This is a genomic window from Methylobacterium sp. FF17, assembly GCF_025813715.1.
GTDB lineage: Bacteria > Pseudomonadota > Alphaproteobacteria > Rhizobiales > Beijerinckiaceae > Methylobacterium > Methylobacterium flocculans.
On record NZ_CP107532.1, the window covers coordinates 4,299,111 to 4,324,318 of the forward strand.

32 protein-coding genes are annotated in these 25,208 nt (G+C 64.8%); 9 read left to right on the top strand and 23 right to left on the bottom strand.

The features are described from left to right. Positions 1-14: 14 nt before the first annotated feature. The 3 genes from OF380_RS20555 to OF380_RS20565 all read right to left on the bottom strand — a co-directional run bounded on the left by OF380_RS20555 (position 15) and on the right by OF380_RS20565 (position 1,290). The gene (locus OF380_RS20555; RefSeq protein WP_147018755.1) at positions 15-209 is read right to left on the bottom strand and encodes a DUF2934 domain-containing protein; all 195 of its coding nucleotides are present in this window, start codon (positions 207-209) and stop codon (positions 15-17) included. A 154-nt stretch (positions 210-363) separates the two neighbouring features. After that, positions 364-513, bottom strand: a complete 150-nt coding sequence (locus tag OF380_RS20560) for a hypothetical protein (protein WP_246687725.1) — start codon at positions 511-513, stop codon at positions 364-366. Positions 514-591: 78 nt separating this feature from the next. Continuing rightward, the gene (locus tag OF380_RS20565; RefSeq protein WP_246687724.1) at positions 592-1,290 is read right to left on the bottom strand and encodes a Crp/Fnr family transcriptional regulator; all 699 of its coding nucleotides are present in this window, start codon (positions 1,288-1,290) and stop codon (positions 592-594) included. Between the two features lie 664 nt (positions 1,291-1,954). Here OF380_RS20565 and OF380_RS20570 point away from each other — a divergent pair. The 4 genes from OF380_RS20570 (at position 1,955) to OF380_RS20585 (ending at position 3,982) form a co-directional block, all read left to right on the top strand. Further along, positions 1,955-2,194 (top strand): DUF6894 family protein, encoded by a 240-nt coding sequence (locus tag OF380_RS20570; RefSeq protein WP_147018754.1) that lies wholly within the window; start codon positions 1,955-1,957, stop codon positions 2,192-2,194. Between the two features lie 103 nt (positions 2,195-2,297). Continuing rightward, the gene (locus OF380_RS20575; protein WP_147018753.1) at positions 2,298-2,618 is read left to right on the top strand and encodes a hypothetical protein; all 321 of its coding nucleotides are present in this window, start codon (positions 2,298-2,300) and stop codon (positions 2,616-2,618) included. A gap of 75 nt (positions 2,619-2,693) precedes the next feature. Next, the gene (locus tag OF380_RS20580) at positions 2,694-3,161 is read left to right on the top strand and encodes a hypothetical protein (RefSeq protein WP_186812993.1); all 468 of its coding nucleotides are present in this window, start codon (positions 2,694-2,696) and stop codon (positions 3,159-3,161) included. A 116-nt stretch (positions 3,162-3,277) separates the two neighbouring features. After that, on the top strand, positions 3,278-3,982 hold the full coding sequence (locus OF380_RS20585) for an N-6 DNA methylase family protein (RefSeq protein WP_307724900.1): 705 nt from the start codon (positions 3,278-3,280) through the stop codon (positions 3,980-3,982). Here the strand turns inward: OF380_RS20585 and OF380_RS20590 are convergent. From OF380_RS20590 to OF380_RS20605, 4 genes are all read right to left on the bottom strand, one after another. Continuing rightward, positions 3,979-4,314: a hypothetical protein gene (locus tag OF380_RS20590; RefSeq protein ID WP_147018752.1), complete on the bottom strand. Its 336-nt coding sequence runs from the start codon at positions 4,312-4,314 to the stop codon at positions 3,979-3,981. The genes OF380_RS20585 and OF380_RS20590 overlap by 4 nt on opposite strands. Positions 4,315-4,384: 70 nt before the next feature. Then, entirely contained in the window at positions 4,385-5,272 is an 888-nt protein-coding gene (locus tag OF380_RS20595; RefSeq protein ID WP_147018751.1) for a DDE-type integrase/transposase/recombinase, read from the bottom strand. 44 nt (positions 5,273-5,316) lie between these two features. Next, complete coding sequence (locus OF380_RS20600; protein WP_147018750.1) at positions 5,317-6,471, bottom strand: XRE family transcriptional regulator; 1,155 nt, start codon at positions 6,469-6,471, stop codon at positions 5,317-5,319. Further along, complete coding sequence (locus OF380_RS20605) at positions 6,435-6,980, bottom strand: hypothetical protein (RefSeq protein WP_147018749.1); 546 nt, start codon at positions 6,978-6,980, stop codon at positions 6,435-6,437. The genes OF380_RS20600 and OF380_RS20605 overlap by 37 nt, the downstream gene beginning before the upstream one ends. A 775-nt stretch (positions 6,981-7,755) precedes the next feature. Between OF380_RS20605 and OF380_RS20610 the strand changes: the two genes are divergently transcribed. Next, the gene (locus OF380_RS20610; RefSeq protein ID WP_246687723.1) at positions 7,756-8,340 is read left to right on the top strand and encodes a hypothetical protein; all 585 of its coding nucleotides are present in this window, start codon (positions 7,756-7,758) and stop codon (positions 8,338-8,340) included. Here OF380_RS20610 and OF380_RS20615 read toward each other — a convergent pair. The 7 genes from OF380_RS20615 to gntA form a co-directional block, all read right to left on the bottom strand. Beyond that, positions 8,265-10,031, bottom strand: coding sequence for an ATP-binding protein (locus OF380_RS20615; RefSeq protein ID WP_147018747.1), 1,767 nt, complete (start codon positions 10,029-10,031; stop codon positions 8,265-8,267). The genes OF380_RS20610 and OF380_RS20615 overlap by 76 nt on opposite strands. After that, positions 10,021-10,350, bottom strand: a complete 330-nt coding sequence (locus OF380_RS20620) for a circadian clock KaiB family protein (protein ID WP_147018746.1) — start codon at positions 10,348-10,350, stop codon at positions 10,021-10,023. Before OF380_RS20620 ends, OF380_RS20615 begins: the two co-directional genes overlap by 11 nt. Further along, entirely contained in the window at positions 10,347-10,670 is a 324-nt protein-coding gene (locus OF380_RS20625) for a circadian clock KaiB family protein (protein WP_147018745.1), read from the bottom strand. Before OF380_RS20625 ends, OF380_RS20620 begins: the two co-directional genes overlap by 4 nt. Next, positions 10,667-12,358 carry a circadian clock protein KaiC gene (kaiC, locus tag OF380_RS20630; protein WP_147018744.1) on the bottom strand — a complete coding sequence of 564 codons (1,692 nt, stop codon included), beginning with the start codon at positions 12,356-12,358 and terminating at the stop codon, positions 10,667-10,669. The genes OF380_RS20625 and kaiC overlap by 4 nt, the downstream gene beginning before the upstream one ends. Beyond that, entirely contained in the window at positions 12,348-12,548 is a 201-nt protein-coding gene (locus OF380_RS20635) for a hypothetical protein (protein WP_147018743.1), read from the bottom strand. The genes kaiC and OF380_RS20635 overlap by 11 nt, the downstream gene beginning before the upstream one ends. A gap of 111 nt (positions 12,549-12,659) precedes the next feature. After that, the gene (locus OF380_RS20640) at positions 12,660-13,658 is read right to left on the bottom strand and encodes an SDR family oxidoreductase (RefSeq protein ID WP_147018742.1); all 999 of its coding nucleotides are present in this window, start codon (positions 13,656-13,658) and stop codon (positions 12,660-12,662) included. Positions 13,659-13,756: 98 nt separating this feature from the next. Beyond that, positions 13,757-14,461 (bottom strand): guanitoxin biosynthesis heme-dependent pre-guanitoxin N-hydroxylase GntA, encoded by a 705-nt coding sequence (gene gntA, locus OF380_RS20645; RefSeq protein WP_147018741.1) that lies wholly within the window; start codon positions 14,459-14,461, stop codon positions 13,757-13,759. Between the two features lie 304 nt (positions 14,462-14,765). Here gntA and OF380_RS20650 point away from each other — a divergent pair, with 304 nt between their 5' ends. Together OF380_RS20650 and OF380_RS20655 are read left to right on the top strand one after the other, a co-directional pair. Next, positions 14,766-15,785, top strand: a complete 1,020-nt coding sequence (locus tag OF380_RS20650; RefSeq protein ID WP_246687722.1) for an HWE histidine kinase domain-containing protein — start codon at positions 14,766-14,768, stop codon at positions 15,783-15,785. Between the two features lie 113 nt (positions 15,786-15,898). Beyond that, the gene (locus OF380_RS20655; protein WP_147018740.1) at positions 15,899-16,276 is read left to right on the top strand and encodes a hypothetical protein; all 378 of its coding nucleotides are present in this window, start codon (positions 15,899-15,901) and stop codon (positions 16,274-16,276) included. 37 nt (positions 16,277-16,313) lie between these two features. On the opposite strand, the gene OF380_RS20660 is transcribed toward OF380_RS20655, so the two are convergent. The 3 genes from OF380_RS20660 to OF380_RS20670 form a co-directional block, all read right to left on the bottom strand. Beyond that, the gene (locus tag OF380_RS20660) at positions 16,314-16,886 is read right to left on the bottom strand and encodes a phosphate-starvation-inducible PsiE family protein (RefSeq protein WP_147018848.1); all 573 of its coding nucleotides are present in this window, start codon (positions 16,884-16,886) and stop codon (positions 16,314-16,316) included. A 187-nt stretch (positions 16,887-17,073) separates the two neighbouring features. Continuing rightward, positions 17,074-17,337, bottom strand: coding sequence for a hypothetical protein (locus OF380_RS20665; RefSeq protein WP_264047142.1), 264 nt, complete (start codon positions 17,335-17,337; stop codon positions 17,074-17,076). A 126-nt stretch (positions 17,338-17,463) separates the two neighbouring features. Next, positions 17,464-18,465: a transporter gene (locus OF380_RS20670; RefSeq protein ID WP_246687721.1), complete on the bottom strand. Its 1,002-nt coding sequence runs from the start codon at positions 18,463-18,465 to the stop codon at positions 17,464-17,466. A gap of 535 nt (positions 18,466-19,000) precedes the next feature. Here OF380_RS20670 and OF380_RS20675 point away from each other — a divergent pair. Further along, entirely contained in the window at positions 19,001-21,229 is a 2,229-nt protein-coding gene (locus OF380_RS20675) for a CHASE3 domain-containing protein (RefSeq protein ID WP_147018738.1), read from the top strand. 131 nt (positions 21,230-21,360) lie between these two features. After that, positions 21,361-21,606, top strand: coding sequence for an ATP-binding protein (locus tag OF380_RS20680; RefSeq protein WP_264047145.1), 246 nt, complete (start codon positions 21,361-21,363; stop codon positions 21,604-21,606). A 39-nt stretch (positions 21,607-21,645) separates the two neighbouring features. Here the strand turns inward: OF380_RS20680 and OF380_RS20685 are convergent, their stop codons facing one another. The 6 genes from OF380_RS20685 to OF380_RS20710 all read right to left on the bottom strand — a co-directional run bounded on the left by OF380_RS20685 (position 21,646) and on the right by OF380_RS20710 (position 25,199). Next, positions 21,646-21,837: a hypothetical protein gene (locus OF380_RS20685; protein ID WP_147018737.1), complete on the bottom strand. Its 192-nt coding sequence runs from the start codon at positions 21,835-21,837 to the stop codon at positions 21,646-21,648. 3 nt (positions 21,838-21,840) lie between these two features. Then, positions 21,841-22,188: a DUF3140 domain-containing protein gene (locus tag OF380_RS20690; RefSeq protein ID WP_147018736.1), complete on the bottom strand. Its 348-nt coding sequence runs from the start codon at positions 22,186-22,188 to the stop codon at positions 21,841-21,843. Positions 22,189-22,243: 55 nt separating this feature from the next. Next, a complete protein-coding gene (locus OF380_RS20695; RefSeq protein WP_147018735.1) occupies positions 22,244-22,756 on the bottom strand; it encodes a DUF892 family protein in 513 nt (170 codons plus the stop codon). Between the two features lie 594 nt (positions 22,757-23,350). After that, positions 23,351-23,845: a hypothetical protein gene (locus tag OF380_RS20700; protein WP_147019880.1), complete on the bottom strand. Its 495-nt coding sequence runs from the start codon at positions 23,843-23,845 to the stop codon at positions 23,351-23,353. A gap of 44 nt (positions 23,846-23,889) precedes the next feature. Further along, positions 23,890-24,252 carry a hypothetical protein gene (locus OF380_RS20705; protein WP_264047151.1) on the bottom strand — a complete coding sequence of 121 codons (363 nt, stop codon included), beginning with the start codon at positions 24,250-24,252 and terminating at the stop codon, positions 23,890-23,892. After that, positions 24,252-25,199, bottom strand: a complete 948-nt coding sequence (locus OF380_RS20710) for a hypothetical protein (RefSeq protein ID WP_147019878.1) — start codon at positions 25,197-25,199, stop codon at positions 24,252-24,254. Before OF380_RS20710 ends, OF380_RS20705 begins: the two co-directional genes overlap by 1 nt. Positions 25,200-25,208: the final 9 nt, after the last annotated feature.

Genomic DNA, 25,208 nt, shown 5'->3' on the forward strand with positions numbered 1-25,208 from the left:
GGTCCCGGACTTTCTTATGTCGCCTGCGGGCTAACGTCCCCGCCGCCGCCATCGCGGCGGGCCGACGTGCCCCCTGGCGCCTCGGCTCTGAGCTCGCGTTCCGCCAAGAGCCAGAACTCGACGTCGAACCCAGCCGGGCGATGGTTGCGGTCCCAGATGTCGTAAGCCCGCTCTCGGATACGTTCGAAGGTGATCCCGTCGTCTGGCATTGTCGTAAGTCTCTGCTAATCGGGCCGGCGATGCGATGCGAACCTCGCGGGAGCAGGACAAGTGCGCCGCGTCCTGGCCCATCCCCGGACCTCAGGTTCGTTCCGCCACCAGGTTTCGATGGGCGCGGCATCCTTCTCGACGAAGTCCTGTCCGCTACCGCCGCGCGAACCACGCCTGCGCTTGGTCCAGGTCATCGAAGAGGGCCGCCGGCTCCCCGCAATCGCAGCGAAATTCGGCCTCCAGGAGCCACTTGCCGGCGTCTTCGTCGTGGTTGTCCGACAGACGCACCAACAGGGCGACCAAGGCATCGTCCTTGAAGACGAGCCGGCCGTCCTCGTCGTCACTGCCGGTGCCGACCCGGACCAGGCTCCAACCGAAGGCTCATGCCGCCCTCGGTTCGCCGAGATGAAGGTAGTTGGGCTTGAACTCGGCCAGCGCCTTCAACGCCGGCACGTCGAGGATGGTCAGGGTCTTGCCACTGAAGTGAATGAGTCCGCGACGGCGGAGCTCCATGAGGGAGCGGTTGACGTGGACGTTGCTCATGCCCGTCGTATCGCCGAGTTCGCCCTGGCTCACGGGCAGCGTGTAGCTGTTCTCGGAGGCCAAGCCGACCACCTGCAGGCGCAGGAGGAGTTCGGAGAACAGGTGTGCCAGACGCTCGATGGCCACGCGGCAACCGACGTTCATCAGCCATTCGCGCAAGGTCGCCTCGTCGACCAGGGTACTCATGCGCATCGCTCGGGTAGCCTCGGGATGGTTCTCACGAATGCCGGCCAGCACCTCGGGCTTGATCCAGGCGATCTTGCATCCGGAGAAGGTGCTGATGCCGTGGTCCATCCGGTCGAGCAGGGCCACGTCGAAGTCGCCCATGTCCCCGGGCACGAGGTAGGCCATGATCTGGCGGGAGCCGTTCGCGCGCATCTTGTAGCGGAAGGCCATCCCTTTCAGGACCAGGAGAATGCCCCTGGGTCTCTCGTCCTCGCGCACGAGGTCCGTATGGGCCGGGACCGCCTCCGCAGATGCGCCCAGGGCTTCCAACACGGCACGGTCGGCGTCGGACAGGCGGACGAACCCCTTCATCTTGCGAACAAGAGGGCTCGGCGAAGGCGAACTTTGCATCATGCCGATTGGCGGTCCGTCGTGGATGGTGTTGCGTCGGTCACGACCCACAAAGGTCATGAGGCTCCGAAGGTGCGAAATAGGGCAGCCCAACCGCGAGGTAAGACCTCAACGAGCAAAACATCATCCACCCGAACACGGAGGAAGAAAAGTGGATGTTCGAAGCGAGCAATCGGGCGGTTTCTTTGTGTGGAAACATACATTTTCACTTGAGCCAGGCATCCCTTGGCTCGGATTGGCTATGCGGCAAGCGATGCGGACGAACGGAAGTACGCTTCAACCGACGGCAGGCTAATCTCGGACATGCAAAGGATAATGGAGGCAGGGGGCCTTGGTTCAGTTTCGCGAACTCCATCGGTCGAGAACTTCTTTCCCCATTAGATTTCGGAAACGGATCGGACATTGCCAATAGGTGATAAGGCTCTGTTTATTGGATTGTAGGTGTTTTGCTCAGTCCGGCTGCTTGCAACTGACTGTGCGGCCTGATGCTGCATACGACACGCTTCTCCGTCTTCTCCTTGTGGTCGATGCGGTGGGAGCGTAAGGTCAGGACATCGCGGCCTTACCATCCGGCCTTCCGCGCTTGAGAGACAGATGTGCTCCCGCCCTACGCGTGGAGAGCCCTGTGCCTCGCTATTTTTTCGACATCCATGATGGGCGCACAGAGCGCGACAACGACGGAACCGAATACGCCAGTCCCCACGAGGCGGCGCAGCACGCCAAGCGGCTCCTGCCCGAGATCGCGGCCCACGAAGTGCCAGCCGATGGCGAGCACCAAGCCCTTACGGTGCTGGTGACGGATGATGAGGGCCATCCCGTCTACTCGGCAGCGCTGACCTACACCGGTATCTGGCTGCTTCGATAGGAGGCGATGCGAGTGTGCGTACCTACTCTTCGCACGCGTCTGAAAGCGGCTCTGAACCCTTCATGAGCCGGCTGCGTTTCGCTTCCCGCAACGGAGAACCTGAATGCCCGACACCGGACTTACCTCGGCACTGTTTCCTTCCCTGAACGCGGCCCGCTCTGCCAAGCAGCGGCTCGTCAGCGGCGGCTTCGCCCGCAACAGCGTCGACATCGAGCGGCAGGGCGACGGTTTCGAGGTCCTCATCCACGTCCGCGACGAGCATCGGGAGCGCGCGGAGGGCCTTCTTGCCCGCTCCCCCGGCACCCACGCGCTGTATGAGACGGGAGGCCAGGCGGTGAGCGCCTTCCAAGATAACCGCTGGCTCGCACTCGGCCTCGCCGGCCTTGCAGGCTTTGCCATGTTCGGTTTGCTTCGCCGTCGTTGACGCCAGACTCAAGCGACGCAAGCGGCATCAACCCGCCGGTGTCGCCCTCAAGACACCGGAAGAGCCTCTACGGACATGGAACGGCCCAGCGTCATCATCGGCATCCACGGCTTGGCCAATAAGCCGCCGGTCGATGAGAAGACGCGTTGGTGGAAGGCGGCCATCGCCGAAGGACTGGTCAGGAACGAAGGCCTCACCGACACTTCGTTCGACTTCGAGTTCGTGTACTGGGCCGACCTCCGCTACGGGACGCCGCTCGCGAGCGACGCCCTGGACGAGCCCTACCGCCCGTACGAGGGGACCGAACCCCTGCCGAGCGAGGAAGACGCGCCCAAGCTGACTGGCCAGGACCTTCTGGGGGTCGTCTACGAAGGCATCGACCGGATCGAGGAGGCGACGGGCGTCACGCTTGTCGACGACCTCATCCTGGAGCACCGCTTCGACGACCTCTGGCACTACCATGTCGAGCAGACGTTCGCGCGCCAAGTCAGGTCTCGGTGGTGTCTCAGTTTGAAATTTGACGGCCAGCGCGAACCCTTCTGAGTCCGAATGAGCTTGTGCTGAGGGTCGGCGAAATGACGCCTTCTTGATGGCAAACTCGCGTGCTACCCGTTCACGAGAACAAAGATTGAACGGGCGCCTCAAAGGGTTTGCCGCTTATGAAAACGATGAAATGGCAATCTCATGCGGTGTCTGCACAGCGCATCGAGGCCGCCGATAGTCCTGATGATTTTCCGACGCCGCCCTGGGCGACGCGAGGGCTGATCGAGCATGTTTTAGATGACAAGCAGGCATTGAAAAGCATGTCATGCTTGGAGCCGGCATGCGGAGCTGGCCACATGTCTAAAGTCCTCAAAGAGTATTTCGGCGAAGTACAAAGCGCTGACGCCAACTACTACGGATACGGGGACATCAAGGATTTTTTGACATACCCGTACGAAACCGCATCTGTAGATTGGGTGATAACAAATCCACCGTTTAGGCTGGGTGAGGAGTTTGTGTTAAGAGCCTTGAACGTAGCTAGATATGGCGTTGCTATCTTGGCGCGAACAGTTTTTATTGAAAGCGTAGGCCGATACAATAATATATTCCTTGAGCATCCCGTGTCGAAGTTCGCGCAATTTACTGAACGCGTGCCAATGGTTCGCGGTCGCTTAGATAAGAAAGCTACAACAGCGACAGGCTATGCATGGCTTGTTTGGGAGAAGCATACGGTGGGTAGCCCACGCTTAGTTTGGGTGCCCCCCTGCCGCAAGAAACTAGAGCGCGAAGGTGATTATGATCTCCCAGCGTCACCGAGCGCCGCATCAAAGAAAAAGCCGCCCACTCCTGTGAGGGAGCGAGCGGACCTCTTTGGAACTTAATCTTCCAGCTTTGAACCGTTGTCTAGCTGAGATAATGCGGCATCAATATCTTTAATCGCCTGCCTCAGTGCCTTTCTAGAAGATCGAAGTGCTTCGGCGGCTGCGTACGAGGACTGCCCCGAAGAATACGGTCCAGCTGGTGGGAGATCTTCCTCGTCAGCTTCATCGGCATTGGGATGAAGCTCTCCTTTTTCGACTTCGGCTATGCGACCTTGATTGACACCAAACCAAGCCGCAATGTCATGCTTTCTATCCCCCCTCTCGATCATACCTTTGACGAGAGATGCATCTTGCTCGCTTAGTCGTCTTCCGCTCGCTGGTGCTCGTGACATCTTGCATCCCTTCCGAGGCCGCTGAGATGGCGGGGGAAGGCTGATACACCTAAGCCGAGCGCGCCACCACCTAAACTTCGACCTTGGATTGTTTTTTGTACGGGCCGCGCTTGCCGGCAACAGGTGCAGCGGCCTCTACCAGTGCCGCCACGTCTTCCATGCTCCAAAGACGATCCGACACGCCAGCGGCCATAGCCGGGCTCATCCGGTGCTTCTTGTGCATCTTCACGAAATTGTACCAGACCGTATAGAGCGCGACCATATGAGCGTGGTTCTCGAACTTTTTAGAGAAAGCGTTTGAGAGACGGGTGAAGCGCTTCATCTGCATCCGCATCGTGAGGTTCTGACGCTCAACATAGGACGTGGAGACGTGCGCCTCGTCGGGCGATCCCTCGATGGTCGTCTTCTTGATGCCGGTGCACTCGGCAGGGCTGTAGCGGCCCGTAGAGCCGCCCGGCGCGGGGCCGTAGAGCTTCACCAGCATGGCGTAGTCCACGTCAGCACCGAACGCGCCCTCGACAGCCTCAAGGTACGCCTTGTGCCCGTCTGTGGTGAGCTGAACCCGGTTGGCCAGACGGCCCGCCAGATCGCCCATGAAGGCGTCGGCGTATTCGGCATCACGTCCGCCCACGAGATAGGACACGATGAGCTTGGAGTCGGCATCCAGAGCCGTCCACGTCCATACGTCTCCGGCGCCTTCAGGAGCGGCCTTAGCGGCGGCGACATTCTTTGCCTTGGCGTAGCAGTAGGACCAGATCTCGTCGCACTGGACGCGTTTGGCGGCGACGCCACGCACCGTCTCATCGTGATGCGCGGCGCAGGCTTTCCCGGCGTCCTCAAGCAGCTTGGAGACGGTGTTGATCGACACGTCCACCACACGGCTAATCGACCGCATGGAGGAGCCCTCGCAGAGCATGCTCAGGATTTGGACGCGCTTTGCGAGAGGCAGCTTATTCATGCCTCTCTTATCTGAACTTTTATGCTTGGCGTCAAGCACAAAGATCATTGAACAAGCCGGAGGGTCGGTCGTTTCTGGCCCCGCTCCTCCTTCGGCCCGAGCATATCGCTCCCGTACATACGATCAAATTCGGACGCTGATATAAACAGCGCCTTGGCAAGCTCGACGTTTGAGTAGCCAAGGACGTTTGTATGATAATCGATCAAGCGGGAAAGCTTTTTTGGGTACTCTTTCTTCGGTTCGTATGGTTCAGACTTCCGATACCCAAGCTTGCTCATCTCAATAAAGAATGATTTCTTTTGATATGGTGTTATCATATTCAGCCGATCTGCCCTCATAGCTATTGAGGACATCGAGACCTTCCAATGCCTCTTTAGATTGGCTATCTGCCTAATATCAAATTTTGATAGTTGAGCCCTGATATTCTTTGCTGGAAGCAAAAAAGATCCCGCAAATAGATCTGCTTCATCTTCCATAACTTCATCTTCGAGCAAGGTTGTCGTATGTAGCACCATGTGACCTAGTTCGTGGCAGAGCGTATGTCTAATGCGATCTGCGGGCGCGTTCATGTTAACGAAAAATAAAACCGGCGTTCCGTCTATCCGCTGACTCACAGCATCAATAAGATCATTATCGAAATTACACGGAATAACGACGCCGCCATTCTCCTCAAGTAGATCGGTCACGTTATCAATCGGTCCGTCCGGCAGCATCCATTGTTCACGCAGATGCCGGGCAGCGTCCTCAACACTAAAAGGGCGGGCGACAAAGCCCTGATACTCATTCCTATCTATCTCAGGAATAAATCCGTTCGCCCGTGCATCGTACGAGCGGAGCAGTATACGCAAGTGAATGCGTCGGATATTCATCTCCGCGATCATCCGGTCCAGCGGCTTTTGACCGAGCTTTTTCCTGCGCCTATAATGGAACGGTGGCATGCCATACGGGCGACCCGTTTCATAGAAAAACTCGGGCGTGTACTTGAGCACGCTAGCAAGTTCGCTGACGAACTCGCTAGGCGGCTCGCTCATGCCGGCTTCGGCTTTAGAGATGGTGCCTTGCGCAACATTCATTTGATCGGCAAGCGCCGACTGTGTCAGCCCGCGCGAGTCTCGCGCAAGCATCATCATGTAACGGTTGAACTGTTCGACTTGCTTCATTTTTAAAAGAGCCGACGCTGCCGCTGCACTTCGTGCCATGCGGTTTCGCCTGCTTCCCGGTTCGCTTCTGGTATGATGGCAGCGCACCAGATAACGCCGCGTTTCGTCGGTAGGGAGATCTGCGACCGCATGTAGCCCATGCCGGTAGCGTCGAGCAGATACCCGGCCGTCAGCCTCGTGGGCTCAGCCGGTATGCCGGGGATCTGAGCGCCGCGATCAAACGCCCGCGCTTGGCGTGTTTGGTAATTCGAGGATACGCCGTCCTCGTCTGTTTTCTTGAACCGCACGATCACGTTGACCGGATCGATCTGCCAGAGGTTCTGCCCACGGACCTCCCTGTGATTGACGCCCGGCAAATCGTCCAGCAGCCGATGCGCCTCGGCGAGAACGTGGCGGTTCGTGCAATGCGCCTGAGCACTCGCGTCGTGATCGACAACGATGTTTGCCGGATACGTCTCGTAGGTAGTGTGCCCGTGGCGGAGGATGCCATCGAACAGGGGGAGGTAGGGCGTCAGGGCACCCATGATCGTTTCTATGTCGGTTTCCAAGGTCGTGCTCCGCAGATGAAGGCCATCCACGAAGCCTACGCTCGGCCACGACAAAAACCAAGAAAAATATTCCGAGAAATATTCCAGTGCGGCTTAGTCGTGCTGATCCCATCGCTTTTTGGCAGCACCACGGGCAATCTCGGCCCGACGCTCCGGCGTCATGTTCGCCGCCCGAGCCGCAGCACCCTTCCGACCCATCTCAGCGGCGGCTTCGTTCTTCTCAGGGGCGGAGCCGTAATCCTCCGGCTCTTCCTCAGTAGCGATCCGCATCACCTTTACGGCGTTCCCAACGGCGTCGGCGGGGCGGCGCTGGCCTTTAGGTCCGGTGGGCATCACTTAATCTCAATGAATGCGGACAGACGTGCGACGACGTCCTTTAGCTGTTCTTTGTCAAATACTCCGCTCAGAGGTATCGTAGGATCGCCTTGATCGTCGTACCACATGAGCCACAACGGGTCGTTAAATCCCTCAGAATTATCGACGACATGTTCGAGCCACAAAGTGTACGCACCACTATTTATCAGTGGGCTTGCAAATACGCTTCCGTCGACCTGCCCTGGCCCGTGCGCAACTCCTTTCGTTGTATCCGTCCAAAATCGATAATTCTTGCAGGTGTAAGCCTGACCATTCAATCGATGCCGCGCAGCCATACCCGTCCTCCTGCTTGGCGCCAAGCATACGCCAGCAGGAGGGTTCGCGCGAGGGACCGGAACGGGAACGCGAGGCGCGACCGTTCGCCGTCAAATTTCAAACTGAGACACCACCCAGGTCTCGCTTGATCGAGCGGCTGAAGGAGTTCAGCGACCACCGCATCCTGCTCGTGGCGCACTCGATGGGTTCAGTCATCGCCTACGACGTGCTGCGTATCCTTGAGCGCGATACACCCGGCCTGAAGGTCGAGCATCTGGTCACGGCGGGCTCCCCGCTCGGGCTGGCGAAGGTGAAGCTCAAGATCGAGGCCGAGTGTGGCGTCGTCCGGGTGCCAAACAACGTCAGGTACTGGACCAACCTGGCCGACGGCAACGACATCGTGGCGGTCACGGGCGCCCTGGCCGGCGACTTCGTGCCGAGTGACACCGGGGTCGAGGTCGTCGACCACCGGGTGGTAAACGACTACCGGCGCCCCACGGGCGAGCCCAACCACCACAAGTCCTACGGCTACCTGCGGACACCGGAGTTCTCGCGCATCGCAGCGGGGTTCATCGGCGAGCTTTCAAGGGGGCTTCCGACAGTCGTCCCGCAGCGCTTGAGCCCGGGACACGTCCATCCGGGTTCGGTGCCTCGTCAGGAGGCGCACGCCTCGGCCGGTTCGCACCTCATCAAGAGCCGGAGCGCTCGCGAAAGGTCCTCGACGGAATAGGGCTTGCGCAACAACTCGAAGCCATGGCGTCCGTCCTCCGCCAACGCATGGCTGTAGCCGCTGGTGAGCAGGATGGGCAGGTCTGGATAGAGGCTTCGGATCGCACGTCCAAGGTCGACCCCGTTCATTCCCGGCATCACAACGTCCGAGAAGACGATGTCAAATTGGTTCGACGTCTCGGCAAGGCGGCGCAAGGCCTCGTCCGCGTTGGAGGCCCAGGTCGTCTCGTAGCCGAGCTCTCGCAGGATCTGTGTCGAGAACGTCCCCACCTCGACGTTGTCCTCGACCACCAGGACCCGGCGCCCGCCTCCTCGCGTCGTCTCTGATGACGCGACCGTATTAGGCACCTCGTGCCGCTCCTCCGCATCGCAGGTGACCTGTGGCAGATAGAGGGTCAGGGAGGTACCCTGACCGACGGTGCTCTCCACCTCGACGTTGCCGCCGGACTGCTTCGCGAAGCCGAACACCTGAGACAGGCCGAGGCCCGTACCCTTGCCCACCTCCTTCGTGGTGTAGAAGGGCTCGAAGATACGCCCGATCCGATCCGGGGGGATACCGCATCCGGTATCGGTGACCGTCACGGACACGAACGACCCGCCCGGCGCGGCATGTCCCCGGATGGCCGGCAGCACGGTCCCGCAATGCACGCGAAGCGTGAGCCGCCCTTCGCCGTCCATGGCGTCCCGTGCGTTCACGGCCAGGTTCACCAGGGCGGTCTCGAACTGGCTCGTGTCCGCCTCGATGTGGCAGGGCGCCTCGGGTACGATCCGCTCGATCCGGATACGGGCGCCCACGATGGTGCCGAGCATGTCCGTGATGGCGTGGACCCGCTCGGTGACGTCGAAGACAACTGGCGTGAGCGCCTGCCGGCGGGCGAAGGAAAGCAACTGGCCGGTCAGCTTGGAGGCCCGGTCCACGGTGTCCGAGATGGCGTCGATGTAACGGCGGCGGCGCTCGTCAGGCAGGTCAGGGCGCCGCAGGAGGTCCGTCGACGACTTGATCACCGTCAGGAGGTTGTTGAAGTCGTGCGCGATGCCCCCGGTCAACTGGCCGACCGCTTCCATCTTCTGCGCCTGGCGCAGGACATCCTCGATCCTCTCGCGCTCCAGGCTTTCCGCCTCCAGCCGGAGGTTGGCTCCGGCCAGTTCGCGAAGATGGGATTTCTGTTCGGTCAGGTCGGTGAGCACGCCGCACAGGAGGGGGGTAGCCTCGTCCCGTGCGAGCAGGCTGAGCGACAGGTAGACGGGCATCCGGCCTCGGCCTTCGACAAAAAGGGCGAGTTCGCCACGTGCCACACCGAGCCGCGCCTCCTCCAGAAGACGGGAGAGGATGGGCTCCTCGTCGGCTGGGATGAATGCCTGCAGGGATTGGCCGATCAGCCGCTCCTGACGGACGTGGAGCATCTCGGCCAGGCGACGATTGCAGTAGAGGACAGTCCCTTCCGCGCTCAGCGTCAGGGCGCCTTCCTGGATCTGCTCGATGAGCACGCGATAGGGACGGTCGGCGCTCTCAAGGGTGTAGACCTGTCGCTCGCCGTTCTCACCCTGCACGACCACCGCATCAAAGTCGCCTCGGCGGATCGCCTCCAGGGTCTCCTCGCTCTCCTCAAGGCGTGCCTCAAGCTCACGGATCCTGGCCTGATCCGCCCGATGGCGCTGAACGAAGTCGATGTCCGTGGCCTCAGCGTCCATCGCCGTTCCGCGGATTGGAGGGCGGGAGATCGAGGCCGCGCAGGACGCGGCCCTCGTCTGACAGGTCGCCGATGATGCGCCGCAGGGGCGGGGGCAGCAGCTTCAGGAGGGTGGGAGCCGCCACGACCTGGTTTATCTCCGCGAGGTCAGGCTGCTGGTAGATGTCGACCACTTCCAGGTCGAAGCGGTCCGCAAGGTGGTTGTCGCAGATGCGGCGCAGGTTCTCGATGGTTCGCCGCGACCGGGGCGTCGTACCCGCGATGAACAGGCGCAGCAGGTAACGGTCCCGAGGTGCTTCGCCAGTGGGATCATTCTTCAAGAAATGACAACTTTCGGGCGGATGTCGAGCCCGACCAGAACCTTCTCGGTGTTAGAGAGATCGCCCACCATGCGCTTAAGCGGCTCGGGCAGTCGACGGACCAGGGTGGGTATCGCGAGGATCTGGTCGCCGGCGGCGAGTTGCGGATTCTTCACGAGGTCGATCACCTCGATGTCGTAGCGCCCGGCGAGATGCTCCTCGCAGACCCGCTTGAGGTTGGCCAAGGCGGCCATGGACTTGACCGTCTGGCCGGCCACGTAGAGGCGCAGGTGGTAGTGGCCGTTCTCGTCGGCCACCTCCGATGGGTTGAGGTCGCTCATTCCGCCGCACTCCTACGGGCGGAGACCGCAAGCCGCTCGTTCGACATGGCCGTCTCCCGGGCCTCGTCCTCGGTGAGAAGAACCGCCTCCTCCTCCTCGGCCACCTCCAGGCTGGCGCGCAACTCGGCGATCTGGCGCTCGATGGCGTGCCTTCGGCGGAGCACGTCGCGCCTGCGGCGCTCGCTCTCTTGCCGGCGCCGGAGCGCGACGGCCTTCTCCTCGGCTTCCTGCACGATACGGGCTGTGCCGGTGAGGACGCCGGCCGGACCGACATAGGCGTCGACGAGGGTGATGCCGGATGACGACATCTGGAACTCGCGCACCTGGTTGGAGTGGCTCATCCCGCGTGCCTTGATGACGTAGAGGGTCCGGGAGCGCTCGCCGTTGGCCTCGACGCTGACGAGCTTCACCCATCCGTCCATCAGGGAAGACAGGCCGAGGTCGTCGGCCTCCTCGAAGGTGCCATCGGTCCGCAGGCTGGTGAAAACGCCCGTGATCCCGCGGCCCTTGAGCAGGTCGACCATGCGCAGCAGCGTGGCCTGGACCTCGGAGCTCGGACCGCGCAGGGCCGAGATCGGGTCGAGCACGACGACGGAGGGTTTGAACCGCTCGATGTCGCGGTGCATGCGCGCTAGGTGCGTCTCCAGGCCGAACAGGCTCGGACGCGCCGCCTCGAACCGCAGGAGGCCGCTCTGGACATGGCGCTTGAGGTCGATCCCGATGGAACGCGCGTTCCGGCAGATCTGCTCGCCGCTTTCCTCGAACACGAAGGACATGCAACGCTCGCCGCGCTCGCAGGCGGCGTTCACGAGCGACGCGGCGATGCTGGTCTTGCCCGTGCCCGCCATTCCGGAGACCAGGATGCTGGAGCCACGGTAGAACCCGCCGGGACCCAGCATGGCATCGAGCCCGGCGATGCCCGTGGACATGATCTCGTCGGAGACGCCGTAACCGAGTTCGGCCGAGGTTACGGGCAGGACGCTGATGCCCTGGTCGTCGATCAGGAACGGGTACTCGTTGGTGCCGTGGGCCGAGCCACGGTATTTCACCACCCGCAGGCGACGGGTGGTGATCTGGTCCTCGACCCGGTTGTCGAGCAGGATCACGCAATCGGAGACGTACTCCTCCAGGCCCTGGCGGGTGAGTTGCCCCTCGCCGCGCTCGCCCGTGATGATGGCGGTGAGCCCGCGGTCGCGGAGCCAGCCGAAGAGCCGTCGCAACTCGGCGCGCAGGATCGTGTCATCGGTCAGGCCGGCGAACAGGGTCTCGATGGTGTCGAGCACCACGCGCTTGGCGCCGATGGTGTCGACCGCGTAGCCGAGGCGGATGAACAGGCCTTCGAGGTCATACTCGCCGGTCTCCTCGATCTCACTGCGCTCGACCCGGACATGGTCGATGGCGAGCTTGCCCTCGGCCACCAGCGCATCGAGGTCGTAGCCGAGCGAGGCGACGTTCGCAGCAAGGTCCTGGGCACGCTCCTCGAAGCTCATGAAGACGCCCGGCTCGCCGAACAGGGTGGCGCCGTTCACCAGGGCCGTGACCGCGAACAAGGTCTTGCCGCATCCGGCAGCCCCGCAAACCAGCGAGGGACGACCCGCGGGCAAGCCGCCGAAAGTGACGTCGTCGAAGCCGGCGATGCCGGTTCTCGCCTTCGGCAAGGCGGGAGACGGTGTAGTGTCAGTCGCCACGGTTCATTCCCTTGCGGTCCTGGCTCGAAGGCCCGGAAGCGCTTTCGACGCGGTTCGCCCTCATCGCTGCAATGCGAGCGATCAGGGCCGTCTCGATGAAGTTGGTGAGGGTGCGATTGTCCTGCCGGGCGCAGTCCCGCGCTGCCGCCAGCAAATCGGAATCGATCCTTACCGAGAGGGGCTGCTTCATCGTCCGCCCTCGGCTTCAGGTCGCAATCTCAATACGCCACGTGGTGCGAATAGCAATACAGCCGGCGCGAGGCGGGGCGTTGGTGCGAACCGGCGATTACGGGGCTCCTTGTCAGAGCTGGCGCTGGGCTCGCTGCCGCCCGAGGACCAAGGCCGCAGTGGCAGCCAGGCCGACCGCAATCGCCGTCGTCGCCAGCGGATGGAGCGTGGCGCGGGTGTAGGCGCTCGTGCGCATGACGTAGATCGGCGGATCGCCGCGTTCCGAGCCGGCCTGCACGGGGGAATGCAGGGCACCCGTGGGGTTCCGCGGAGCCTCAGAGCGCTTCTGAAGGGCGATAATGGCGGACGCCAGCTCGTCGTAGGCGCCAGGCGCGAACTCCTTGCCCATCACGAACATCTTGCCGCCGCCGCCCACGAAGATGTCCCGCTGCGGGTGCACGGCGGCGTGCAGGATGGCGTTGGCGACCTCGGAGGGCGGGTAGATCGGCGGGGGCAACGTCGGCTCGCAGTCCATGTAGTTGCGCGCCCGGTTCGGTAGCGGCGTGTCGATGGAGGTGGGCTTCACCAAGGTGACGGAGACCCGCGCCCCCTCGGCGATCAGCTCCATGCGCAGGGTGTCGGTGAACCCCTTCACCGCGTGCTTCGAGGTGGCGTAGAGGCCCTGGAACGGGAAGGCGAGGTCGGAGGCGACGCTGCCGACGTTGATGAGTGCGCCGCCGTGCTTGCGCAACTCCTCGACCGCGACGAGGGAACCGTTCACCGTGCCCCAGAGGTTGGTCTGGATCAGCCGCTCGTGGTCGGCGTACTCGATCTCGCTCAAGGGACCGTAGACGGTGAGGCCCGCGACGTTGACCCAGGTGTCGAAGCCGCCGAAGCTTGCCCGCGCCTCATCGGCAATCGCCTGCACATCCTCGCGCCGACCGACATCGGCGACCACGTAAGCCGCCCTGGGACCGAGTTCGGCTGCGACCTCGGCCAACACGTCCCCGCTGCGGGCAGCGAGCACGACCCGTGCACCGCGTTTCGCGGCCATGCGGGCGGTCGCCAGCCCGATGCCGCTCGACGCGCCGGTGATGACGATGACCTGCTCGTGCAGCGGCTTGTGTCTCATGTCGGCATGCTCCTCAGTCCTCCGCTCAACGCGGGGGGCGAGGAGGTACGCGTGAGGAGCCAATCCGTTGCGAGATCCTGCGAGCCGTACTCCGGACGCTAGCGGACGTTCGGGATCTCGCCGTTCCCGGTGCGCGGTCTGAAGGGGCAGCGCCAGCCCTCGTCGACGGCGCGTCCGCTGTACTGGCGTGCCTCGGACACCTCGCCATGCCGCGCCAGCATCGGGTTCGCCGAACCGGCGAGCACCTCGTCCCGCTGTAGGATGGAGGAGCGCAGCTTCTCGTAGCGCCCCGCTTCCCGCAGCTCCTCGAACTGGGCATGCAGGTTGAACACCAGGGCCGGCGAGGAGAAGCGCCGGGCCGGTCTGCTGGCCCGGGGGTGCAGGCCGACCACGAAGAACGCCTCGCCCGCGAAGCTTAACGAGAAGTGCGGGCTGTCCGGCTCCGAGGCCACACGTTCGTCCACGGGGTGTCCGAGCCAGGCATCCTTGTCGGACAGGGACTGGACCCGCTCCCAGAGGTGACGCTCGAAGCCTTCCTCGTCGAGGGTGCCAGGTCCCTCGAACACGACGGCGAAGCTCTGGAAAAGGTCGGGTTGCCGCCGGTAGCGCGCCGCGAAGGCCAGGAGGCCGGGATAGATGCGCATGTCGTCCCAGGCCGAGGTGATGTCCCGGGCCACCATGATCCGCATCTGCCCCTTGGACAGCGCCGACTTGGCGCCCACGCAAGGGAAGCCCGCGTCCCGGATGAAGGTGCGGAACTCCTCCGCCTTGGGGTGGGCGCGGTCGTCTCGGGGGAATTGCATGGTTACTCGGCACTCGCAGCGAAGAGGTGCCCACGAAAGCATCTTTTGACCGTCGCGGGACTCTGGAACGGCGTCGTCCGACCGTCGTTCCAGCGCCGGCCAGGATGGCGACACTTGCCCACAGGAAGTGGCATTCCATCGAAGGCTTCACGGCTCACCCATCACCAAGGGCTGATGCGGACTCACCCACAGGCACTTGGGCCATTGGGGAAACCACTGGGGCTAACATGGGTTTACCCAGTGGCTCGGAGGCGGGACCTGGGCGCGGTACCCGAATCTGCTCTTGGTTCCGGAGTGATGCGCTTTGGACGGACTGAATGACGTCGAGCCGGCCCGCCCTGATCTCGGAGCGCTCTTCGCCGCGGTCGAGGCTTCGGGCGAGGCCATCCTCATCACCTCGGCGGATCTCGACGAGCCTGGTCCCCGCATCGAGTACGTCAATCCGGCCTTCACGCGCATGACCGGGTACGCGATGCGAGAGGTCGTAGGCCGCACACCGCGGTTGCTGCAGGGTCCTGCGACCGAGCGTGCAGTCATCGAACGCATGCGCGCCGCCCTCCGAGCGGGCGAAGGGTTCCAGGGCGAGGCCCTCAACTATCGCAAGGACGGCTCGACCTACATGGTCGAGTGGCTGATCACGCCCGTGCGCACGACGGACGGCAGCATATCACGCTGGATCTCTGCACAACGCGACGTCACCCATCGCCGTGCGGCCGAGGACCGTCAGGGGCTGATGGTCCGCGAGCTTCACCATCGGGTGAAGAACACGCTGGCCACGGTCCAGGCCGTGCTGAACGCGACCGTTCGCTCCTCGTCCACGATTTCCGAGTTCAGCCGTGCCTTCTCCGGCCGGATCGCCTCGCTGGCAAAGACCCATGCGCTGATCACGGAGGATGTCGACCAGGCCGTGTCCTTCGAGGATCTGCTGAGGACGGAGCTCGGGCCCTACGACGAGCGTGGCCGCCTCAAGCTGTCCGGACCACTCGTCATCCTGCCTTCCGAGCTTGCGGTGCCGTTCGGGATGGCGCTGCATGAGATGACGACGAATGCCCTCCGGCACGGGGCGCTGGGGCATCCGGAAGGACGGATCGAGGTGACGTGGGAACTGGTGGAAGGCCCGGACGGCAAGGTTCTGGCTTGGACCTGGAACGAGCATGGCGGGCCACCCATCGCCGTCCCCACGCGGGATGGTTTCGGTTCGCGCATCCTCAGGAAGGTGCTGACGCTTCAGGCGGAGGCGCAGGTCGATGTCGCCTACCATCCCGATGGCATGCGGGTGTCCATCCGTGCCCCGCTGCGCACATCTCAGCGCTCTGCACGTTGATCCGGCATCGGGCATCCCCGCGACCATTGTGGCCTCATCCAAGTGCCGCCCTTCCGCGTTCCCATGGCAAGCCGCTCGTTGTGGCGGTCCACGCGTGAGAAGGAGACGTGAGCATGAGACAGATCGCACTGGCGGCTCTTGCGGCCGCGCTCGTATCCGGAGGGCTGATCGGCAGCACCTCAGCCAAGGCTGGCGGGTATGGCTACGACGACTATGACGCGCCGGAGACAGTGGTGACCCGCCGCACGGTGGTGGAGCGCCGTATCGTGGCACCCCCGCGCGAGGTCGTGCGAGAGGTCGTGGTCGAGCGTCCCGTGGTGCGCCCGCGTCGGATCGTGCGGGAAGTCATCGAGGAACGCCCGGTCGTGTACCGGCCGCGGCCGGTGGTTCGCGACGTCGTGGTCGAGCGCGAGGGCTTCTACGGTCCTCGCCGGTTCGGGCCACGCCCGGTCGGCTATGCCTACGGACCTGCCTTCGTCCCCTACGACTAGGATGCGGCGAGCCGGCCCTCGACTTGGGGCCGGCTTCCTAAACCTGCGGGGGCGCCCCGCCATCGGTGCCGAGTTGCGTATCCTTCCTGTCCTGATCCCGCACCAGCCAGTGGACGGTACCCAGGGCCAGGACGGCGGCCGCCAGGCCGATGATGGTCATCGGCTCCGTCTTGCTGGCGTCCAGGATGATGAATTTGCGGGCCAGCGCCAGCAGCGCGATCAGGATGACCGTGCGCAGCTGGATGATGCTTTCCTGACGGTGCAGGACGCTCAGGATCGAGTGGTTGAACTCCAGCGCGATCAGCACCGTGAAGATCATGCCGAACACGGCCTGGAACACGCTGTGTTCGGCCGGGTCTAGCAGGCCGAAGATGACAAGCAGGACCACGCGGAAACAGAGGTTGACCATCGCCGCGACGATGACGAGGCCGATCAGCCCGGTGAGAACCACCACGACGACTTCCTCGAAGCGCTCGTAGACGCTGAGGCCCGGCCAGGCCTTGCGGGTCTCCCTCAGCGTATCCGCTGCCGCCGTGGCATGCCGCGCGAAGGGAAAGCGGCCGCCGACCGGCTGCCGTGTGCCTGTCTCCTCGCTGGTCCGCTGTTCCACGCTGCAAGCTCCGTCTTCATCGCCACTGGAGTGGAGGCTGTCCCTCGGAGGCCAGAACCACGAACCCGGCATCCTGGCTCCATGCGGCAACATTGGAATCGTTGGCTTGGCCGCTCGGCGACGGTGAACCCGTGACAATGGGGTCGAAGGGGGTGGGGGTGCCGCTCGGAACGGCAGGGTGCCGCTGTCAATGGAAGCCGCGGGCCGCCTCGCGATGGCGTTTGCCGAGGTGCCGCTCGATCTGCTCGAACAGGCCGCCCCGGTTGAGGGCACGGTGTGCCGGTCTGGAAAGCTCGGTCCGTAGGCTCTCGATGGCGGCGGCGCGGCCTCGGTATCCTCGGACGGTCATCAGATAGCTATCTACGACCCGCTCGGCCTCGATGATGGCGCCGGGTCGATAGGCTCTGGCCAACGTGAGGATCTCACGGACCGCTTCATCCAGGTCATCCATTCGCAGGGTAGCGTCCACTCAAGGCAATCCGTTCTCGGGCAATGGTCTCAGGGGGGTGCGTGGGGCGCCTCCGCATCCCGGTTTTTCGAAGAGGCGCCATCCCGATCCTGCAACGGCGTCGTTGCCTCACGCCCTCGGTGGCCGGATGCCGAGGGCGCGGATGATGGCGTAGGTCGCCGCCCCCGAGAGCACGGACAGGCCGATCACGACGAGAAAGCCACGCGGGTCGTCTGCGAGGGGGAGGCCCTTCACGTTCATGCCGAACAGTCCGGTGATGAAGGTCGGCGGCAGGAACAGCGCCGAGAGAATGGAGAGCACGTAGAGCTGGCGGTTGCTCTCCTCGGCCAATCGGGCCCCGACCTCGTCCTGCAGCAGGCGGGCACGTTCGGCCAGGGCGTTCACGTCCCGGTCCAGGGCATCGAGCCTCTGGACGAGACGGGCCGCCACGGCCACAGCGGGTCCGTGCATCTGCTGGGCCGCGTCGTCGTCTTCCAGCCTGTGGAACACGGCCTTGAGGCCAAGGAGCTGACGGTGCAGCCGAACCGCGCTCCTGCGGATCGGACCCAGCCGGCGCCGGTCGTCGCGCACGAGCCCGTCGAGCACCCGGTCCTCGATGCCGTCGATCTCGTCGGCCAGCCGTTGACCGGTCTCCGCCATGGCCGCTGCCACGTAGCCGACCATGGTCTCCAGGAGCAGCACCGGCGAGGATATAGGTCTGCCCTTCTCTGCGGTCGCACGGACAGCGTCGGGGCTCTCGACCGATCCCCGGCGCCCGCTCACCAGGGTACGCGGCCCCATGACGAAGTGCAGGCGGCCCGCGGCGTCCGGCTTGGCCCCTGGCTTCGCAAGGTCCGCCACCACCCCGCCGACATGGTCGTCCTCGACGGTGACGCGCTGGTGCTCATCGGGGCGGAAGACGGCCTCGACAAGCGCACGAGGGCCGACGTGCCCGCCCTCGATCAAGGAGCTCATCTCCGCGGCCTTAAGGTCCAGGTGCAGCCAGAGGAAGCCGCTCCCGAAGGCGTCGAGGTCCGGTAACGCATCCTCCGGCGAGAGGAGGCGTCCGCATTCCTGCTCATCGAAGGACATCGTCCAGAGCAGGCCAGCCGGTGCAGCGGCTAAGGTCATCTCGGTCACTAACCGGCCCGCCACGGGTGCTCGCGTCCTAGTCCGTGACCACGGCCACGAGGGAGAAGGCCGACGCGAGTGCGATGTTGCCGGCATGCAGGATCGTGAGGAGGGTCATCTTGGGCTCCAGGGATCAGGCACCCTCAACGCCAAAAGCCACGCTTCCGTTGCCAAGTCCTCGTCGACTGGGCCCGACAAGCGCCACGGTAGCCGGATCTACCCCCTGGCCATTTTCGGAGGCGGCTTCGCGCCCCTCCTATGGACGGCTGATCCCCGCCGGAAGCAACGCTTAAGGCGGTCCATGTCGATAGATGGGACTTGCCAAAGGCACCCCCGGGCCGGTCGCAAGCGCTTCCGGCGTCGCGCGATGGCCAAGGCACTGGCACCGCCATCGAAATCCGCCGCAATCGCCGTGCGTTGTGGCATACCTGCCGTGTAGGCTCAGGGGCACGGGGTATCCGGGGTTCGGACAGCCGCGACCTAGGTGCCGAGACACGAGGGCTCATCCCCTGCGGCGGGCGCTGGAACGGACGTCATGACCAAGCACCTCGTCGCGCGCGCGAACGTCCTCCTCCTCGCGGTCCTCTTGACGATCCTCGCCTTGGTCGGCGCGGTGACCTGGGAGCGCCTCAACGCCTCCCGCGAGGCACGCCAGTGGTCGCAGCACAGCTATCGCGTGCTTGGCACGCTCAAGGACCTCGCCATCGCTCTGCGCGACGCAGAGACGGGGCAGCGCGGCTACGTCCTCACAGGCAAGAACGAGTACCTTGCGCCCTACGACGCCGCCCGCGACCGCATCGGCGTGCTCCAGGGCGAGATGCAGAAGCTCACCGCCGACAATCCGGTCCAGCAGCAACGCCTGCGTGAACTCGCTCCGGTCATTCAGCACAAGCTGGAGGAACTCGCCCAGACCGTGCAGGCACGCAGGGATTCCGGCCTGGACACCGCCCTGCGCATCGTCAACTCCGATGCCGGGCGGTCCTACATGAGGGACGCCGAGACGTCCCTGACAAGGATGCTCGAAGACGAGGAGACGCTGCTGGCCGAGCGCCTCGCCCAGAACGATGCCCGCGCCGCCTGGGTGCGCTGGATGGTCGTCGGCGGGTCGATCCTCGCCGTCCTGATCCTGCTGGCCGCAGCCCGGCTCCTGAACCAGGCTTGGTCGCGCTCCTACAAGGCGGAGATCGCCCAGCGCGATCTCGTCCTGCGCCTGCGCACCACCCTCGACAGCCTTAGCCAGGGCGTCGCCGTCTTCGGCCCGGACCGCAAGCTCAAGAACTGGAACCACTGCTTCCAGGTCCTGCTCGACTTGCCCAAGGCCATGGTCCGGCCGGGCACCGCCTACGGCACCTTCGTCGAGCACACGGCCGAGCCGGGCCGTCCCGCCCTGGAGAGTGAGGATCAGGTCCGCCACGGCAGCCGTAAGGCCGGCGAGGCGGTCACCTACGAGCGCGAGTGCGCCGACAGCCACCACCTTGAGATCCGCCGCACGCCCATGCCGGACGGCGGCTTCGTGCTGACCATCTCCGACATGACCAAGCGCGCCCAGGCCGAGGGCGTGCTTCGGGAAGCCCAGAAGATGCAAGCCATCGGGCAGTTGACCGGCGGCATCGCGCACGACTTCAACAACCTGCTGCAGGTCATCCTCGGGAACCTGGAGATCGTCCGCTCGAAGCTCAGCGACGACCCCAAGCTCCAGCAGAGGATCGAGCGCGCAGCCTGGGCGGCCCAGCGCGGGGCGACCCTGACCGGACAGCTCCTCGCCTTTGCCCGGAAGCAGCCCCTGGCCCCCGCCGCCATCGACCTTTCCGCCACCATGCCGGATCTCGTGCCGCTCCTGCGTCGTACCCTGGGCGAGCACATCGACGTGCGCTACGTCGAGACTGCGGGGCTCTGGCCTGCCATGGCCGATCCGGCCCAGATGGAGAGCGCGGTCCTCAACCTCGCCCTGAACGCCCGCGACGCTATGCCGGGCGGCGGCCGCCTCACCATCGAGCTCGGCAACAAGGTGCTGGACGAGGCGTATGCCCGCGATCACGCCGAGGTGACGCCGGGCGATTACGCCATGGTGGCGGTCTCGGATACTGGCCATGGCATGACGCCGGACGTGGTGGCGAGGGTATTCGAACCCTTCTTCACGACCAAGCCCGATGGCAAGGGCACCGGGCTCGGCTTGGCCATGGTGTTCGGCTTCGTCAAGCAGTCCGGCGGGCACGTGAAGATCTACTCCGAGCCTGGACAGGGCACGACGGTGAAGATCTACCTGCCGCGCGCCCTCAAGGCTGCGGCCATCGCCGCGACGCGCTCGTCCGACCCCATCGACCTGCCACGCGGCTCGGCGACGGTGCTGGTGGTCGAGGACGAGGCGGCCGTGCGCGAGGTCGCCTGCGCCATCCTCTCCGACCTCGGCTACCGTGTCCTGGAAGCAGCCGACGGCGAGGAGGGTCTGCGGATGTTCGGGCTCCATGCGGCGCAGGTCGACCTGCTGCTGACAGATGTCGTGCTGCCCGGTCAGGTGCGCGGACGCGAACTAGCCGAGAGCATCACCGCCATCCGTCCGGAGGTGAGGGTGATTTTCATGTCGGGCTACACCGAGAACTCCATCGTCCATCACGGCCGCCTCGACGATGGAGTGCACCTCATCGGCAAGCCGTTCAAGCGCGAGCAGCTCGCCCGCAAGGTCGCCGCGGTGCTCGGTCCGCCGGTGACGGCCGGAAACGAGGCACCCAACGTCGTGGAACTGCGACCCCGTAGGGATGGCTAGCGAAGCCCGACCGGCTTCCGACGCACCCATCGAACGACCGCATCACGTGGGAAGCGGACGTTGGAGGGCTTATATCTCTACAGAGCTTCGATGCCGGCGAGTGCCACGGAAGACGGAGGAGGCTCGCACCGATGGTGCCGCCTTCGCGTCGAGTTCGTCGCCGGGTTCACATCGTAGTCGGCCTGAGCGACCAGGGCGGCGGCCAAGTACGGGTCCGTGTCTGCGATGACGGCGAGAGGCTTCCAGAGAGCTGGGCCGACCGGAAGCCAGAAGGCACGGGCCTCAGGATGAAGCTCGTGCGCGCCATGCTCGACCAGATCGACGCCACGCGTGAGGTGGCGAACGAACCGGGGCTCTGCTTCACCGTCCATGCCTGAACCAGGGTGGCGCAGCCGGGCACCTGTGGGAACGGGATCTTAGGTTCGGGCTGCAGCCCCGAAGGCATCCAGTGCCGCCTGTCCGGCCGCACCGGCATCCTCGGGAGTATCGTAGGCTTCCGGCGAGACCCGGACGGAGATGCTGTCTGCATCGGTGAGGTGCCACCGGTAGCGGCCATGATCCTGGCCGCATGCCTCGACGGTGACCGCGACGGGTGTGGGATCGTCCATGGCTCAGCCCTTCATCGGGTCGTGGCCCCAGTTCATCAGCGACATCCGCCAGGGCGAGCCTTCCAGCGCGTCCTTGTCCTTGGGACCGCCTTGCTTCAGGTGCCGGTGCACGTAGCCGACGACCTTGCGCATGTGCCCGTAGTCCTCATCGGAAAGGTCGGATTTCTTCTTGTGCAGGATCTCGACGATTCGACGGCCCTCCTGGTGCCCCGTGGCCTCGCCGCCGTCCTTCTTCTGGCCGACGGCCTGGCTCTGGTCGCTTGCCAGATGTTTCTGCAGCGCGGACGCCGTCATGTTCACGGCTTCCTTGAAGTCCTTGTAGGTCGTCGCCTGATCGTCCTTGTCCGCCATCGTCCCACTCCGAAACGAGAAACGGGCGACCTGCAGGAGGCCGCCCGGGATGGGTTCAGCTATCGGCCTTGGCGCCGCTGAGGGTAAGGTCGAGGTAGGTCTTGGTGACCGGCTCGATTAGCGCGGCGATCTCCTCGGCGACCTTCGCCTCCTCCTCGGCCGCAGTGTGGAAGCCCGAGACCTGGTCGATCTTGCCGGCCCGTTCCGCGATGACCGCGAGCGAACGGTAGGCGGCGACCTGGTCGTACTGGTAGGCGTAGCCCGCGTAGAGGTTCTTCAGCGTCTCGTCCTGAGCGATGCCATGCACGGCCGCGCCGATGGAGCCGGTGACGCTCGTGACGGTCTCCTTCAGGGACGAGGGGCTCTCGCCGACGGCGGCCAGGGCCTTGTCCAGGCGGTCGATCTGCGCCTTCGTGGTCTCGACGTGGCGGCGCAGGACGGCGGCGTAGTCGGGGTAGCGCTCCAGGCCGGAAAGCTGGCGCTCCATCTGCTCCAGGCCCTGCTTCTCCAGGGCGCGCGTGTTCCGAAGCGCACCCGCGTAGATCGTGCCGATGTCCGTGCTGGCCATGTCGTCGTTGCTCCGCATGATGAAGGGTTCGGCGGCCAACGTGGGTCAGGTACCCGCGTTCCCGGCGCCCCATGCGACGGAAGCGCTCCGCCAAGCCTGCCCCTCCAGACCTCGCGTGGGTGGTGACCGACCGGGATCCCTCGAATGGGGCCAGACACCCGCTTCGGTCCCGGGCGTTTCCGACATGCGCTCCTGGGTGACAGCAAGGCGCACGGGTGCCCAATCCCAGCAGTCGACGCCGACGTCCAGGCTGGTCCGGGTGCCTGGCAGGCTACCATGGGAATGGCCGTAAAGGTGGAGATCGCCGCGCCACGCGTCCGGCCATACCCGATAACCGTAGTGGCTCGCCCATAGCGCAACGATCTTCGGCATACCCGGATCCGGGACAAACACCCTCTGCACGTCGACGATGGGTGCGTCCCATTCGAGGTGCTCGGCGAGCGCGTCGTGATTGCCGCGGATCAGGCTGATGCGTCGCCATGGGCGCACGCCTGGGCGCTCATTCCAGGCGCTCCCAGATGCGCGTCCCGGTGTGCCCTCGGGCTCAGGGGGGAGCTCCGCCTCGCACCCATCGAGACGCCGGCGACCGCCTGACTATGCGGCTACTTTAGCGCCGCGCACCGGCACGGCGTTCATGCCTTCAGGGCAGCAGATCAGTGTGGCCGGGCTCATGCGCCACTTCTTGGCGCCCTCGTCCCACGTGCACGGCGGCCCTTGGGGCTGGCGCCAGATGGTCATCCAGTCGTAGTCCCAGTCACCCCGCTCGCCTGAGATCACCACGTACTGGGTCGGCCAAGTGTGGTCGTTTTCGGGATCAAAGCTCGGGCGCCCGCCGTCGATGAGGAGGAGGCTCGCCTTGAGGCCCAAGGCGGTGCGACAGAGTACCGTAACGTCACGCCAGAACGGGTGCGCGCCGTGCGGCAGGAGCGCCTCAAGCGCGTCCCGCACTTCTCTGTAATCGCGTTCCGTGGGATGCGGCCTGCGTGCCACCTCGCGGATCGGGCGGACCAAGTCTACGGGAGCACGATAGCCCGTGCCTCGGTCGGTCTGGAAGAAATCGCCCTGGAAGGGGGACGTGCGCTTGGACATAGATAGTCCCTGAAGGGGTGGCGGATCGGGGCTCGGGGCAGTTGCTACGACAGGCGCTCCCAGATGCGCGTCCCGGTGCGCCACATCATCGGCGGGTGACCATCGACACTCCGCCCCATGACTTGGTAGGCGCCGAGTCCGCCGGGGGCGACGCGGACGACGACGTGCTTCTGCAGGCCATCCGTGCAGTCGATGGCGGCGTAGATCCCGTCCTCTTCCTGCCGGACCTCGTTCACGCGGACGTAGGGGTCCCAGGCGTCGGCGGGCAGCCGCATGCGGACCTGCTCCATGACCAGGGTCGCCAGATCCGGTTGCTGGGCAGGCTCAGCCTGGACGGGAGCCCACGCGGGAGCGCTGTCGAGGACGTGCATGAAACTTGCCTGTCGCGGGTCGGGGCGGCGAGCCATCACGCCGCCTCCCCGAACAGCTTTCCCTGGAGCCAGCCGGGTAGTTGCTTCCGGTGCCGATGCAATGCGCCGAGGGCCTGCGACGCCTGGATGACGTTCAGGCTCTTCTCCTCCGCGAGGACGTGGCCCAGGTGCGTGTGGGACCGGCCCCAGCCCCGGCTGTTCCGAACGCTGGCGCAGTCCTCGTCCTGGGCAGTCACGTGCAGCACGCCCACCAGGGCGAGGCGCCGGATCTCCTCACTCTCGGCCCGCTCCAGCCAGGCATGGAGCGGGTCCGAGGCTGCGCGCCGCCGGACGGTGTCGATGGCGTAGAACACCTCGTGGACAAGCTCGCGGGCAAGTTGCGCGACGCGGGCCTGTGGCGCCCCGCCGTAGTCCTCCGGCTCCCGGAGCAGGCTCTCGGCGAGCTCCCGCTTCCGGCGGGGCCACGCCCACGCGAGATCGCGGAGGGACGTGCGCAAGTCCGCCAGGGCCTCGCGACGCACGCTCCCATCGAGCTCGGCTCTAAGCTCATCACTGCGCCGGCGGGCATCCTCCTCGCGCTCGCGGCTGGCGGCGTTCTCGACTAGCGCCTCCGAGACCTGATCCAGCGCCCGCAGGATGGGGCCATCGCCGAGGGACGCGTCCTCCCAGCAGCACGGCTCCAGCGTCCCCGTCCCGGTCACGCTGCCCTCCAGGACGGACCAGGAGTAGCCGACAGCCGACATCGCCTCGCGGGCGACCTTCCAGGCACACTGGTACTCCACCGGATCACCTTCTCCGGCCCATAGCGTCCGGGGACCGCGCCGGGTGTTCACATCCCGGAGCCGGCGCCACTGCAGCCCAAGGGCCGCGAGCGGGATGGCCTCGACCGGCGACGGGAGCGGTGGAGCCGGGCGGCTGGCGGCGGCTGCGACGGTCACGAGGACCGTCGCAAGGCCGATGGCGAGGAGGAGGAGTGACAGCATGGGATGGGG